Here is a 13857-nt window from a genome sequence, read left to right as displayed (position 1 = left end):
ACGGGTGTTCTAGACCAGATGGGGGAGAGATTTACTTGCGTAAATGTTGGAGCCTTCGGCGAACCCTTGCACAGGGTGCGTGCCCGTGGGCACGGTACCGGCATGCAGATCCTGTTGATCGAAGACGACGAGCGGGTCGCTTCGTATGTTGCCAAGGGGCTCCGTGAGGCGAGCCACATCGTCGACCACCACGACGATGGGAAGCGCGCTCTGATCCAGGCTACCCTGGAGGATTATGACCTCATAATCCTGGACCGGATGTTACCGCGGCTCGGCGGAATCAGCCTTCTCCGAACGCTGCGCGGCGCGGGAAACGACACCCCTGTCCTGATGTTGACGGCACTCGGGGATGTCGAGGAGCGTGTCCATGGTCTCGAGAGCGGGGCGGATGATTACCTCACCAAACCTTTTGCGATGACGGAGCTCCTTGCCCGAGTTGCAGTCCTCGGCCGCAGGCAGCGGGCCAGCAACGAGGAGACGCGGCTCGTGGTCGCCGATCTCGAGATCAACTTGCTTGCAAGGACCGTCAAGCGATCGGGCAAGCTGATCGAACTCACCCCACGGGAATTCCGCCTTCTCGAGGTTCTCGCCCGTAGCGCCAACCGGGTCGTGACCCGGTCGATGCTGCTTGAAAGAGTATGGGAATACAGCTTCGAGCCGCAGACGAATATCGTCGATCAATTCATGAGCAAGCTCAGGCAGAAGGTCGACCGGGACTTCCCAAGGCATCTGATACACACGGTTCGGGGCGCAGGGTACATCCTGCGGGATGATCCGTGAGGGTCAGCAGCAGCCTCTCGTTCCGTTCGACGCTCCTCTACACCTTGGTGTTCGGGGCCTCGGTGGCGCTGATGTTCTTCATGTACTTCTTCCACAACGTCGTTCGACCCATTCAGGACATCAAAACGTCCGTCTATGTCGAGGCGAGAGATCTCGGCGCCGTATATCGCTCGGAAGGTACAGATGCACTCGTCTCCGCCCTCCTCGCCAGAGGGCCTGCGGAGGGCGGCAGGAAGCCGTATCACGTCGTGATGTCTGCATCTGGGCAGACTGTCGCGAGCAACCTGGAGCGGGTGCCGCCACGAGGTAGCGAAGCCTGGTTGCAGTTTGAAGCTGATACCAGGCTCAATGGAGAGGAAGACGACCATACCGCGCTCGTCTACGACTCTCGATTGTTCGATGGTGGACGCCTGCTCATCGGTTACGACATCGAGGATCTTGTTCAGCGCCGTGCGACGGTTACGAGCGCGGCAACCTGGATGGTATTGGGTTCCCTGCCGTTCGGCCTCCTGGGTGGTGCGGTGATGAGTTATGTCATCGGCCAGAGGATCGACGCCATTGGCATGACGGCACGGCGGATCATGTCGGGTCATCTCGAAGAGCGGATACCGATCCGGGAGAGTGGCGACGATTTCGACAAACTCGCCATGACCCTGAACCTCATGCTGGACCGGATTCAGCAGCTGCTCGACTCCTTTCGGAGTGCATCCGACACGATAGCCCATGAACTGCGGACGCCGCTTGCAAGGCTTCATGCCGACCTGAGCGACCTTAGGCGCACACTTCCCGGGACCGTTCCGCCACAAGCCGACGCCGCGGTCGAGGAAGCCCAGAAACTTGTCACGCTCTTTGACTCCGTCCTGCGGATCGCGCGTATCGAGAGCCGGGGCAGCTTGGCCACAAGACGAGCGATCGACCTCACGCAGGTTCTTTCCGATGTTGCCGAGGTGTTTGGACCGGCCTCCGAGGAGCGGGCTGTAGAGCTGAACGCCGATATCCAGCCTGACCTCGTGGTCGTTGGCGATCAGAACCTCGTCTTCCAGGCAGTCGGGAACCTCGTCGACAACGCCACCAAATATGCCCAGCCGGGTGGACGGGTGGATCTGAAGGCTTGCATCACTGACGTGGGCATTGAGGTTCAGGTGATCGACAATGGGCCCGGCATACCGGCCGAGCAGCGGGATGTTGTCTTCGAGCGTTTCATCCGCCTACCGCAGACGGCGGCGGTAGCGGGAGCGGGCCTTGGATTGAGTTTCGTTCGTGCAGTGGCTGTCGCACATGGATCCGAAATCACGCTGGGTGATGCTGCACCAGGTCTGGTCGTCACCTGGACCTTCCCGACCGACCACCACGAGTAGACCAAGTTGCCGGACATCATGGGTGAAGCCACCTGTTCACCGCCTCGGCCGGAAGTGGCGGCAATGTCAGCTCCTGAAAAGCGAAAGGGCGCCCCGGTTGTCCCGGGACGCCCAATTCGCATCGATGTGCTTGGCTCTATTCCGCCAGGGCCTTGTCCTTCCCCGAGCGGAGCGAGGGCAGGAGCATGGCGAGTAGAGTAAGGACTGCCAGAGCAATTAAGCAGGCACTGATCGGTCGCTCCAAGAAGATGGTGGGATCGCCGCGCGAGAGCAGCATTGCGCGGCGGAGGTGCTCCTCCATCATCGGGCCGAGCACGAAGCCGATGAGCAGCGGGGCCGCCTCCATCTTCAGCTTGGAGAAGATGTAGCCGAGGATGCCGAAGAACAGGGTCTGGTACACATCGAAGACCGAGTTGTTCAGCGAGTACACGCCGATCGCGCAGAACATGAGGATCGCCGGGTAGAGGTACTTGTAGGGCACCGCCAGCAGCTTCACCCACATGCCGATTAGCGGCAGGTTGATGACGAGCAGCATGAGGTTGCCAACCCACATCGAGCAGATCAGGCCCCAGAACAGGTCCGGCTGGGCCTCCACCATGCGGGGGCCTGGCTGGATGCCCTGGATGATCAGCGCGCCGACCATGAGCGCCATCACGGCGTTGGCCGGGATGCCGAGCGTGAGCAGCGGGATAAAGGAGGTCTGGGCCGCGGCGTTGTTCGCAGACTCCGGACCGGCCACGCCCTCGATCGCACCGCTGCCGAACTCGTGCCCGTACCTGGAGAGCTTTCTCTCCATCATGTAGGAGCCGAAAGCTGCAAGGGCCGCACCACCGCCCGGCAGGATGCCGAGCACGGAACCCACCACCGTGCCGCGCAGAACGGATGGGACGGAGCGCCGGAACTCCTCCCGGGTCAGCCACAGGCTGCCGACCTTGCCGGACATCACGCTGCGGGCCTCGGGGCGCTCGAGGTTCAGGATGATCTCGCCGATGCCGAAGATGCCCATGGCGATCGAGACGAAGCCGAGGCCGTCCGACAGCTCAGGCACACCGAAGGTGAAGCGTTGCTGGCCGGTCTGCACGTCCGTGCCGACCAGGCCGAGAGCGACGCCGAGCACCACCATGGCGATCGACTTCAGGATCGAGCCCTGGGCCAGCACCGCGGAGATGATCAGGCCGAGCAGCATGAGCGAGAAGTAGTCTGCCGGGCCGAAGGACAATGCGACCGAGGTCAGCGCAGGGCCGGACCAGGCAACGAGCAGCGTGGCGACCGAGCCGGCGAAGAAGGAGCCGCAGGCCGCGATGGTCAGGGCTGCCCCCGCGCGGCCCTTCCTCGCCATTTTGTACCCATCCAGGGCCGTCACCACCGATGACACCTCACCTGGAAGGTTAAGCAGGATGGCGGTGGTGGAGCCGCCGTACTGCGCGCCGTAATAGATGCCCGCCAGCATGATGATAGCAGTCGTCGCGGGTTGCCCGAACGTCACGGGCAGCAGCAGCGAAATGGTGGCCACGGGGCCGATGCCCGGCAGAACGCCGATGGCGGTCCCGATCAGCGCGCCGAGCAGCGCGAAGAGCAGGTTGTCCATCGTAAGCGCGACCGAGAAGCCGTGCGCCAGATTGGTTATCAGTTCCATGGATTGTCTTGGCCTTTCCTATTCCTGGCGGCTTAGAAAATGGTCGGCCACAGAGGGACACGCACATCGAGCTCGTAGATGAAGACGAACCAGCAGATGATGCAGAGGGACACGGTCATCGCGATCACGCTCACCGGGTTATGGTCACGATCCGCAAGCGCCGAGACGACGCACAGGCCAACCAGCGCGAGGATCAATCCGAGCGGCTCAAGGAAGAGGCCGAAAATCGCGAACGAGGCGAGCACAAGGCCGAGGGGGCGCCATGCAGGCGAGATGGCCAGGATCATTAGCGCAACGAAGCAAGCGGCTCCGACCTGGATATAGTTGTTGTTGTAACCCACGGCCTCCATCAGCCGCCAGATGATGACACCTGCGCTGACGCTGATAGCCAGTGTCGTGAGATCCAGCTTCGTCCAGCGTTCCATCGGATCCGGGCCGTTGGAGAAGGCGTTGAAGACGACCAGACAGCCGAGGCCGAGCTGCAGCCAGAACACGAGCATGGGCATGTATCCCGGGCCCATACGGCGCGCGGTGCCCAGCGGGTGTGCGTCCAACCCTAACCCGAACAGACCTCCGTTGATGAGGAGGCCTACGAGGGCGAGGAAGATAAGTATGCCTCCCGCCCATAGATCTTTGACGCCTATCTTCATGACCCTCCACCCTCAATCTCGCGATTTGGAGTGCGTACGGACGTCCTTGCGCAGGCCGCGACCAATGGTGTCCGGAACAAGAGCGCCCAAGGGATGCACGTCCCTCTTCCCAGGCACTTATGTTCGGACTGACCATCTGCGTGGTCACCTGCGCTCGAACGCGCCTCTCCCGAATGAGAGGCGCACCGTAGTGACGGGTTCTTTCTGTCACAAGTTTAGAACAGGAACTTTTATAGTATATGTATCAATACACACCAAAGCCGCTCAAATATTACGATTCCAAACAGCCTTCATGCATATATGCACGGCACATGTGTTTGTACGAAACATCATTGCCGAACAACTTTTACTTGGCACAGCTGTCCTTAGAGGACCCATTACTGTATGGTGGGATGCTCGCCTGATCGCTCTCGGCTGCGATGAGAGCACAACGTGCTGCGCGGCATGTTCTCCGGCGAGCAGTCCAGGGCACATCGTGCCCACATACTCCGGAGGTTGTTCTGTTAGAGATTGCCATCGTCCTCGTTCTTGTCGTCCTGAACGGGGTGTTTTCCCTCTCCGAGCTGGCGGTGGTCTCGGCCCGCCGTTCAAGGCTTCGGGCGATGGCGGAAGAGGGACGGCCAGGAGCAAGAACGGCGCTAGCCCTTGCCTCCGATCCCGGTCGTTTTCTGTCCACCGTACAGATCGGCATCACCCTGGTCGGCGTCCTAGCAGGAGCCTTCTCCGGGGCCGCTCTTGGCGGGCAGCTGACGGCCTGGCTGGTTGGCCTGGGTGTCCCTCAGTCGGTCGCTGACCCTGCCGGGTTCGGTGGCGTGGTCGCCGTGGTGACGTACCTCTCGATTGTGGTCGGTGAGCTGGTGCCCAAGCGCCTGGCCCTGAGCAACGCCGAGGGGCTCGCCTGCACCATGGCGCCCTTGATGAATACGATGTCCAAGGTCGCCGCTCCGCTGGTCTGGCTGTTGGACAACTCGGCGAGGCTGATCTTTCGCCTGCTTGGCCGGGGGGACGAGCCGGAGGAGAAGGTCACGCAGGATGACGTGCGCTCGCTCATCACCGAGGCGGAGCGGCACGGCTCGATCGAGTCCGCCGAGCGCCACATGATCGCAGGCGTGCTCCGGTTGGGCGATCGCCCCGTGAAGGGCGTGATGACGCCTCGCGGCGATGTGGACTGGATCGATGCCGCGGGAAGCCTGGGCGCCATGACGGACGTATTGATGCGGACGGCGCATTCGCGCCTCCCCGTCATCGACGGCTCCCCAGACGTCGTCATCGGTGTCGTTCAGTCGCGCGAACTCCTGGCTGCCATGCTCCGCGGAGAGACGCTCGATCCACGCGCCATGGCCCGGACCGCACCCGTCGTGCCAGACACTGCCGAGGCACTGGAGATCCTGTCGACGTTGCGAATGGCGGAGGTACCGATGGCGCTTGTCCACGACGAGTACGGCCACTTCGAAGGGCTGGTGACACCCACGGACCTGACGGAGGCTATCGTTGGCAGCTTCCGCTCTGATGAGGATCCTGGTGACGAGCAGGCTGCCGTCCGCCGGGAAGACGGCTCCTGGCTACTCGCTGGCTGGATGCCTGCTGACGAAATGGTGGATACGCTCAGCTTGTCGATACCCCCGGACCGCAGCTATCAGACCGTGGCGGGGTTCATGCTGGATGCCATGAAACGCCTGCCCAAAGTCGGCGACACGGTCGAGGTGGACAGCTGGCAGTTCGAAGTGGTCGACCTTGATGGACGGCGGATCGACAAAGTCCTGGCCCTTCCGGTGAACCAGGGCTTGATCCTGGCCACCCACCGGCCCGGAAGTGGTCCGCCGGTGCGGTAGCATTGCAGCGTCGGGCATATTCGAAGAACGGACGGTTGCCGTCACAGCCTGGATGCGGGCCAACGCTTCCGCAACCTCCGTTATCGCGCTTCTTGAGCCCTTCCCAGTTATCTGCATCGTGGTCCTATCCACGGCGCTGCTGTTGGGCAGAAAGCTCTCATCCTCTGCCAGCACATGAACAGAATGGCGGGTGCCAGGACACCCTACGGGTGTCACTGGCAACTCGGCTCAGACGTCGAGATTGGCGACCTTCAGCGCGTTGCCCACGATGAACTCGCGGCGCGGCTCCACCACGTCGCCCATCAGCGTGGAGAAGACCCGGCCGGCATCGTCAGCATCCTCAACCTCGACGCGCAGCAGCGTCCGCGCCTCCGGGTCCAGCGTGGTCTTCCAGAGCTGCTCCGGGTTCATCTCGCCGAGACCCTTGAAGCGCTGCACGGCTAGCCCCTTGCGGCCCTGGCCGAGGATGCGGTCGAGCGCCGCCATTGGGCCGCGTACCTCCTGCCGCTGCGCGTCGAAGTGCAGCGTTGCGGGGCCGGCGAAATCGGCGGCGAGACGGTCACGCCGCTCCTCCAGCCAGCGCCCCTCGATCGAGCGCAGCGCGATCGGATCGAGGTGATGGCTCTCGGTTACGCCGCGCACCTGGCGGAAGACGCGCAGGCCCCCGTCGTCCAACGTGGCCTTCCAGCTGCGCTCGGTCGGCGCCGCCAGCTCGTTCAGCCGGGCAACGAGGCGGGCCGCGGCATCCGGAGCGGGCTCCACGCCCAGGGCACCGGCGATGGCAGCCTGCTCCACGATCTCGGCCGGCACGCTGTTCGTCAGGCGACGGATCCGGCGGGAAGCATTGCGCAGGTCGTCCACCGCGACGCGCAGCTCATCGCCGTTCACCTCACGCCCGTCGGAATAGACCAGGCGCGCACCGCTCAACGCCTTCTCGAGCAGGTACTCCTCGAGCGCGCGGTCGTCCTTGAGGTAGCGCTCCTCATTGCCGCGCTTGGCGCGATAGAGGGGCGGCTGGGCGATGTAGAGATAGCCGCGCTCGATCAGCTCCGGCATCTGCCGAAAGAAGAAGGTGAGCAGCAACGTGCGGATGTGGGAGCCGTCCACATCGGCGTCCGTCATGATGACGATGCGGTGGTAGCGCAGCTTGTTCGGGTCGAAGAACGGCATGTTCGGCCGGTCCGGATCCCGCGCGCCGATGCCGGCGCCGAGCGCGGTGATCAGCGTGCCCACCTCGGCGGAGGAGAGCATCTTGTCCATCCGCGCGCGCTCCACATTCAGGATCTTGCCCTTGAGCGGCAGGATGGCCTGGTTGGCGCGGTTGCGGCCCTGCTTGGCGGAGCCGCCGGCGCTGTCACCCTCGACGAGGAACAGCTCGGACTTCGACGGGTCCTTCTCCTGGCAGTCGGCAAGCTTGCCCGGCAGCGTGGAGATATCGAGGGCGTTCTTCCGCCCCACCTTCTCGCGCGCCATCTGCGCCGCGCGGCGTGCGACGGCCGAGAGCACGACCTGGTCGAGGACGAGCTTGGCCTCCTTCGGATGCGTCTCGAACCAGTGGCTCAGCGCATCGGCGACGGCCATGTGGACGACGGGCTGCACCTCGGAGGAGACGAGCTTGTCCTTGGTCTGGCTGCTGAACTTCGGGTCCGGCACCTTCACGGAGAGGATGCAGGACAGGCCCTCGCGCATGTCCTCGCCCGAGAGCTCGACCTTCTCCTTCTTCGCCAACTCGGCGGCGTATTTCGTCACCACGCGGGTGAGTGCCTGGCGGAAGCCGGCCTGGTGGGTGCCGCCGTCGCGCTGCGGGATGTTGTTGGTGAAGCAGAGCGTGCGCTCGCGCGGCGAGCGGTTCCACCACATTGCCATTTCCACGCGGATTCCATCGGTCTCCTTGCTGGCGAAGGAGACGGGCGGCTTGAACAGCGGGTCCTCGGCGGCGTCCATCCACTCGACAAAGGCGACGAGACCGCCCTCGAAGTGGAAGTTGGCCTCCTGCACGGGCGTGTGACGCTCGTCGCGCAGATGGATCTTCAGGCCGGAGTTGAGGAAGGCCAGCTCGCGCAGGCGCTTCTCCAGAATGGCAAACTCGAACTCTACCTTGGTGAAGGTCTCGGCGGAGGGCTTGAAGGTGACCTGCGTGCCCGTGGGATGGTCGCTCGGCCCCACCACGATCAGCGGCTGCACCGTCTCGCCATACTCGAAGCGGATGAAGTGCTCCTGGCCACCGCGCCAGATGCGGACCTCCATCCATTCGGAAAGCGCGTTCACCACCGCCGCGCCCACGCCGTGCAGCCCGCCGGACACCTTGTAGGAGTTCTGGTTGAACTTGCCGCCGGCATGCAGGCGCGTCAGCACCACCTCCGCAGCGGAGACACCCTCTTCGGCATGGATGTCGGTCGGGATGCCGCGCCCGTCATCGGTCACTGTCACGCTGCCATCGCCGTTCAGCACGGCGGTGCAGACATTGGCGTAACCGGCCTGGGCCTCGTCCACCGCGTTGTCGATGATCTCGAAGGCCATGTGATGAAGGCCCGAACCATCGTCGGTGTCGCCGATATACATGCCCGGGCGCTTGCGGACGGCCTCCAGGCCGCGCAGCACGGTGATGGAGGCGCTGTCATAGGCGCCGTCGGCGCCGGCGGCGGCGACCTCGGCCTTATGGGCGGCGCGGGTGGACTCGGTCATGCGGGGTAGGAACCTCTCGGGCCGCGCCGCCCTCGGCGAGGAGGCGGGCGCGCGGCTGCAACGGAATCGTCTCTCGACAATATAAGGATTCCGCGCGCGTGAAGCCATGGTTAGCGCGGGTTAATCCTGGCGATTCCGCCCGTTTACCGGGGATTTCAGCCCCATCCGGGCAGTGCGCGCAGGCCGGGGCGACAAGGCGCCCCGCCTACTCCGCGATCACCCCATCTGCCCCGATCGAGAACCGCTCCGCTACCCTCTCCAAGGAGGCGAATACTTCCGGCTCCGTCCCGGTTAGGAAGCTCTGTGCCGGGAGGTTGGCCAGAGCCGCGAACAGGGCCTCCCGCCGTGTCGCGTCCAGATGCGCCGCGATCTCGTCCAGCAGCAGCAGGGGCGCGAAGCCGCGGGCGGCGGCGATCAGTGCGGAATGAGCCAGCACGGTGGAGATCAGCAGCGCCTTCTGCTCCCCGGTGGAGCACAGCTCGGCCGGGACGCCTTTTGGCAGGTGGGACAGGCGCAGGTCGCAGCGATGCGGGCCCGAGAGCGCCATACCCGCCGAGGCATCGCGCCCGCGGCGCGCAGCGAGGGACTGCCGGAGTTCGTCCTCCACCTCCAGCGCGGACCGGCTCTCCAGCGCGGCCGCCGTCTCGCATTCCAGGGCGCACAGGGCGGCCGGAAAGGCGCCCGCCACGCCGCCGGCCAGGGTGCCGTTCAGCTGGGCGATGAGCGACCGCCTGGCGGCCGTCAGCGCCACGCCGTGGCGCGCCATGGCGTCCTCCAGCCCCTCCAGCCAGCGCGGCTCCACGCGGGTGCCGTCGCGGCCATCGGCCAGCAGGCGGTTGCGCTGGGTCATGGCGTTCTCATAGGCCGAGACCTCGCGGGCATGGTTCGGGTCCAACGCCCAGACCAGCCGGTCGAGGAAGCGGCGGCGGCCGGAGGCGGCCTCCTGGAACAGCCGATCCATCTGCGGGGTGAGCCAGACAGCGGCGACCAACCGGCCAAGCTCCGCCTGGGTCTTCACGGTATCGCCGTTCAGGCGGAAGGCGCGCTTTTCGGCGGGGCCGTCATGGGCCGTGCCGGTGCCCAGGTCGAACTCGCCCTCCGGCCCCTCGAAGCGGCCGGAGATGGCCCAGGGCAGGGCTCCCTCCCCCACATGGCGGCCGAGTTCGGCGATCCTTGCATTGCGCAGCCCGCGGCCGGGGCCGAGCAGACTGATCGCCTCCAGCAGGTTGGTCTTGCCCGAGCCATTCTCCCCCGCGATCACCACGATCCCCGCCGAGAACCGCAGGGCGGTGCGCGCGTGGTTGCGGAAATCCTGCAGCTGCAGGCGGGTGAGGCGAAGGGAGGGGGTCACAGGGTGCCAGGAGGAGAAGCCGGGCCCGGAGAGGCGGCATGACGGGCCGAGCCGGCGATGAGAACACCGCCGACGCGCCAGGGAGACGCACCGGCGGGCCGGGATGTTTGAAGAGGCGCCCAAGAGCGCCTGATGGTGCGAGGCGGAGTCAGACCCGCATCGGCATGAGGACGTAGAGCGCCTCGGGCTTCGAGGCATCCTGCACGATGGTGGGGGCGGAGCCGTCGGCAAAGCGGAACTCCACCGTGCCGTCCACCTGGTCCGTGATGTCCTTCAGATAGCGGGCCTGGAAGCCAATCTCGAGCGGGGCGGAATCGTAGGTGACCGTGTCGCCCTCCAGCTCCTCCTGCGCCTGGCCCTGCTCGGGCGAGGCGGCGGTGAGGAGGAGGTGGTTCTTCTCGAGGGACAGCTTCACGGGGCGCGAGCGCTCGCTGCTGATGGCGGCCACGCGATCCACGGCGGCGGCGAAGGCGGCCTTGTTCACCGAGAGCAGGCGGTCGTTCCCCTTGGGGATCACCCGCTCGTAGTCGGGGAAAGTGCCGTCGATCAGCTTGCTGGTCAGCGTCACGGTGCCGATCCGGATCTGCAGCTTCGTGTCGGAAAGCCGCATCTCGATCTCCTCCATCGCCTCCTCCGCCAGCTTGCGCAGCTCGGCGATGGTCTTGCGGGGAACGATGACGCCCGGCATGCCTTCGGCGCCCTCGGGAAGCGGCTCCTCCACGCGGGCCAGGCGGTGGCCGTCGGTGGCGACGGCGCGCAGCACCTTCACCCCATCAACCTCGGTCGCGTGCAGGTAGATGCCGTTGAGGTAGTAGCGCGTCTCCTCGGTGGAGATGGCGAAGCGGGTGCGATCCACGAGATCCCGCAGCATGCCGGCCGTCACGTTGAACTTGTGGGGCAGCTTGCCCTCGGTCATGGAGGGAAAATCCTCCACCGGCAGGACCATCAGGCTGGTGTTGTAGCGGCCTGCGCGGAGCGCCAGCGGGGCGTCACCGCCCTTGTGGTCCAGTTCGACCTTCGCGCCCTCGGGCAGCTTGCGGACGATCTCGAACAGGGTCGCGGCGGGCGCGGTGCAGCGGCCTTCACGGCCCACCTCGACGCCGGCGACCTCCTCGACGATGGCGATCTCCATGTCGGTCGCGGTCAGGCGCAGGCCATCCTTGCCGGCATCCAGCAGCACATTGGCCAGGATGGGGATGGTGTTGCGCCGCTCCACCACGCTCTGGACATGGGCGAGGGCCTTCAGGAGCACCGCTCGGTCCACCGTGAACTTCATCGCAGCCACCCCCGCACCGCATCGAGGGCGAGAAGCCCCCGGATGAGCCTCGTATCATCTTGAAAACGGGGCGTGAAGCCTTGGCCGGAACGAGGACGCCGTCAGAACGGGATGGGCGCGCCCTCGATGTCCAACAGCAGGCCGCTCCGCTCGGGCGTCAGCGCGTCGATCACCGCGACGAGGCGTCGCGCCGCCTCGACCGGCGTTCGCACCTCCAGCCCCGTCTTCGCGAAAGGGGCCGAGAGGCCCGTGTCCACCGTTCCGGGGTGGAGCGCAACGAGGGTGGCCTGCCGGTGCGTGCGGGCCAGTTCGATGGCGGCGGTGCGGACGACCTGGTTCAGCGCCGCCTTTGCGGCACGGTAGCTGTGCCACCCGCCCAGCCGGTTGTCGGAGATGCTGCCCACCCGTGCCGAAAGGGTGGCGAAGACCGCCCGCTGGTCCCGCGCAAGACGCGGCAGGAAGTGCTTCATCAAAAGGGCTGGGCCGGTGGCGTTGATCGCGAAGCTTCGGGCCATGTGGCTGGGATCCACCTCGCGCAGGCTCTTTTCGGGCCGGTGGCTCACGTCATGGAGAAAGCCGGTGGCGTCGATCACCAGGGTAAGACCGGTGCCAGCCGCCTCGGCCGCGGCCGCAATGCTCGCCTCATCAAGCAGGTCGAGCGCAGGGTGGGTGCGGCGGCCCAGGCGCAGCACCGGCCGGTCCTCCTCCTCCAGCACCGCGCAGAGCGCGGCCCCAATACCGCCGGATGCGCCAACGACGACCGTCGCCGTCACCGAGCGTCTGCCAGGATCAGGTCTCGAGCATCCGCCGCAGCAGCTCGACATCCTCGGCGAAACCGGCATCGCCCTGCATCAGCTCCGCGACGCGGGAGACGGCGTGCATGACCGTGGTGTGGTCGCGGTTGCCGAAGCGGCGGCCGATCTCGGGTAGCGAGCGGGAGGTGAGCTGCTTGGAGAGATACATCGCCACCTGCCGTGGGCGGGCCACGTTGCGGGCGCGGCGGGCGGAGGACATGTCGCTGATGCGGATGTTGTAGTGCTCGGAGACCCGCTTCTGGATTTCCTCGATCGTCACGCGGCGATCATGGGCGCGCAGGATGTCGTGCAGCACCTCCTGGCAGGATTCCAGGGTGACGGGGCGGCCGAAGAGGTTGGCATGGGCGATCAGGCGGTTCAGGGCGCCTTCCAGCTCGCGCACGTTCGAGGTGATCTTGTGCGCAAGAAACTCCAGCACGCGGGCGGGCACATCCACCTGGGCGGTGTTGGCCTTGCTCTCCAGAATGGAGATGCGGAGCTCGTAGGTGGTGGCGTGGATGTCGGCGACCATGCCGCATCCCAGGCGGGTGCGGAGGCGATCCTCCAGCCCGGCCAGGTCGCTCGGCGGCTTGTCGGAGGAGACGACGATCTGCTTGCCCTGGTCCACCAGCGCATTGAAGGTGTGGAAGAACTCCTCCTGCGTGTTGTCCTTGCCGATCAGGAACTGCAGGTCGTCGATCATCAGAACGTCGACGGAGCGGAGGCTTTCCTTGAACTCCATCGTGGACTGCGAGCGCAGCGCGGCGATGAAGCGGTACATGAACTTCTCGGCGGACATATAGGCCACCGAGCGCACGGGCAGACCGGCCTGCGGCTCGCGGATCGCCCAGGCAATCGAGTGCATCAGATGCGTCTTGCCCAGCCCGACACCGCCATAGAGGAACAGCGGGTTGAAGCCGGGGGAGTTCGGCTTCTCGGCCACGCGCCGGGCGCAGGCATGGGCGAACTCGTTGGGCTTGCCGACGATGAAGGTGTCGAAGGTGAAGCGCGGGTCGAGCGGCGCGGCCCAGTCGCTGCGCGTCTCGGCGCTGCGGCCATCGGGCTTGGCTGCCTCGGCGCGCGCTTCGCCGGCGGGGCGGGTGGCGGAAAGAGGTTCGGCGAGCTCGGTGCCGTCGATCGCCGGGGCAGCGCCCAGCGCTGCCCCCTGGCCGACGTCACGGGCCGCGCCGGGGGTGGCGACGCGGATGTCCACGCGGCGCACGCCCACTGCCTCGGCCTGCCACAGGGCGCGCAGCCGGTCGCCGTACTGGCCGCGCAGCCAATCGCGCAGGAAACGGGTGGGAACATAGACGATGGCTTCCTCGCCCTCGACGCCGGCGAGGGTGAGCTGGCGCAGCCAGGTGCGGTACTCGGCCTCGCCGACCTCCTCGCGAAGGCGGCCGCGGATGCGCGCCCAGGCGGCATCCAGGCGTCCTTCCTCGGCGATACCGGAAGCGGGGACGGCGGACGCGGCATTGGCGTGCTGTTCCGGCAT

Annotated in this window: 10 protein-coding genes; 3 read left to right on the top strand and 7 right to left on the bottom strand. The window is 65.8% G+C overall.

Annotated elements, in window-relative coordinates:
- Positions 1-102: 102 nt before the first annotated feature.
- Both ACVBD7_RS00050 and ACVBD7_RS00045 read left to right on the top strand, forming a co-directional pair.
- A complete protein-coding gene (locus tag ACVBD7_RS00050) occupies positions 103-780 on the top strand; it encodes a response regulator (protein WP_458095476.1) in 678 nt (225 codons plus the stop codon).
- Entirely contained in the window at positions 777-2138 is a 1362-nt protein-coding gene (locus ACVBD7_RS00045) for an ATP-binding protein (RefSeq protein ID WP_458095475.1), read from the top strand. The genes ACVBD7_RS00050 and ACVBD7_RS00045 overlap by 4 nt, the downstream gene beginning before the upstream one ends.
- A gap of 136 nt (positions 2139-2274) precedes the next feature.
- Here the strand turns inward: ACVBD7_RS00045 and ACVBD7_RS00040 are convergent, their stop codons facing one another.
- Positions 2275-3774: a tripartite tricarboxylate transporter permease gene (locus tag ACVBD7_RS00040; RefSeq protein WP_458095474.1), complete on the bottom strand. Its 1500-nt coding sequence runs from the start codon at positions 3772-3774 to the stop codon at positions 2275-2277.
- 32 nt (positions 3775-3806) lie between these two features.
- Positions 3807-4274, bottom strand: coding sequence for a tripartite tricarboxylate transporter TctB family protein (locus tag ACVBD7_RS00035; RefSeq protein WP_458095473.1), 468 nt, complete (start codon positions 4272-4274; stop codon positions 3807-3809).
- A 569-nt stretch (positions 4275-4843) separates the two neighbouring features.
- Between ACVBD7_RS00035 and ACVBD7_RS00030 the strand changes: the two genes are divergently transcribed.
- Positions 4844-6256, top strand: a complete 1413-nt coding sequence (locus ACVBD7_RS00030) for a hemolysin family protein (RefSeq protein WP_458095472.1) — start codon at positions 4844-4846, stop codon at positions 6254-6256.
- 228 nt (positions 6257-6484) lie between these two features.
- Here the strand turns inward: ACVBD7_RS00030 and gyrB are convergent, their stop codons facing one another.
- The 5 genes from gyrB to dnaA form a co-directional block, all read right to left on the bottom strand.
- Positions 6485-8941 (bottom strand): DNA topoisomerase (ATP-hydrolyzing) subunit B, encoded by a 2457-nt coding sequence (gene gyrB / locus ACVBD7_RS00025; protein ID WP_458095471.1) that lies wholly within the window; start codon positions 8939-8941, stop codon positions 6485-6487.
- A gap of 205 nt (positions 8942-9146) precedes the next feature.
- Positions 9147-10292, bottom strand: coding sequence for a DNA replication/repair protein RecF (gene recF, locus ACVBD7_RS00020; protein ID WP_458095470.1), 1146 nt, complete (start codon positions 10290-10292; stop codon positions 9147-9149).
- A gap of 148 nt (positions 10293-10440) precedes the next feature.
- The gene (gene dnaN, locus ACVBD7_RS00015) at positions 10441-11568 is read right to left on the bottom strand and encodes a DNA polymerase III subunit beta (RefSeq protein ID WP_458095469.1); all 1128 of its coding nucleotides are present in this window, start codon (positions 11566-11568) and stop codon (positions 10441-10443) included.
- A gap of 101 nt (positions 11569-11669) precedes the next feature.
- On the bottom strand, positions 11670-12341 hold the full coding sequence (locus ACVBD7_RS00010; protein ID WP_458095468.1) for an SDR family NAD(P)-dependent oxidoreductase: 672 nt from the start codon (positions 12339-12341) through the stop codon (positions 11670-11672).
- 16 nt (positions 12342-12357) lie between these two features.
- The gene (gene dnaA / locus ACVBD7_RS00005; RefSeq protein WP_458095467.1) at positions 12358-13857 is read right to left on the bottom strand and encodes a chromosomal replication initiator protein DnaA; all 1500 of its coding nucleotides are present in this window, start codon (positions 13855-13857) and stop codon (positions 12358-12360) included.

It is taken from the genome of Roseomonas sp. WA12 (assembly GCF_054165765.1).
The sequence above is the reverse complement of the archived record's forward strand: the minus strand, read 5'-3'. Positions and strand labels throughout refer to the sequence as shown.

Excerpts from the sequence above, each read along its gene's own strand:
- ACVBD7_RS00050 (WP_458095476.1), top strand. The coding sequence starts at position 103 with ATGCAGATCCTGTTGATCGAAGACGACGAGCGGGTCGCTTCGTATGTT.
- ACVBD7_RS00040 (WP_458095474.1), bottom strand. The coding sequence starts at position 3,774 with ATGGAACTGATAACCAATCTGGCGCACGGCTTCTCGGTCGCGCTTACG.
- ACVBD7_RS00035 (WP_458095473.1), bottom strand. The coding sequence starts at position 4,274 with ATGCTCGTGTTCTGGCTGCAGCTCGGCCTCGGCTGTCTGGTCGTCTTC.
- ACVBD7_RS00030 (WP_458095472.1), top strand. The coding sequence starts at position 4,844 with ATGAGAGCACAACGTGCTGCGCGGCATGTTCTCCGGCGAGCAGTCCAG.
- gyrB (WP_458095471.1), bottom strand. The coding sequence starts at position 8,941 with ATGACCGAGTCCACCCGCGCCGCCCATAAGGCCGAGGTCGCCGCCGCC.
- dnaN (WP_458095469.1), bottom strand. The coding sequence starts at position 11,568 with ATGAAGTTCACGGTGGACCGAGCGGTGCTCCTGAAGGCCCTCGCCCAT.
- dnaA (WP_458095467.1), bottom strand. The coding sequence starts at position 13,857 with ATGCCGGAACAGCACGCCAATGCCGCGTCCGCCGTCCCCGCTTCCGGT.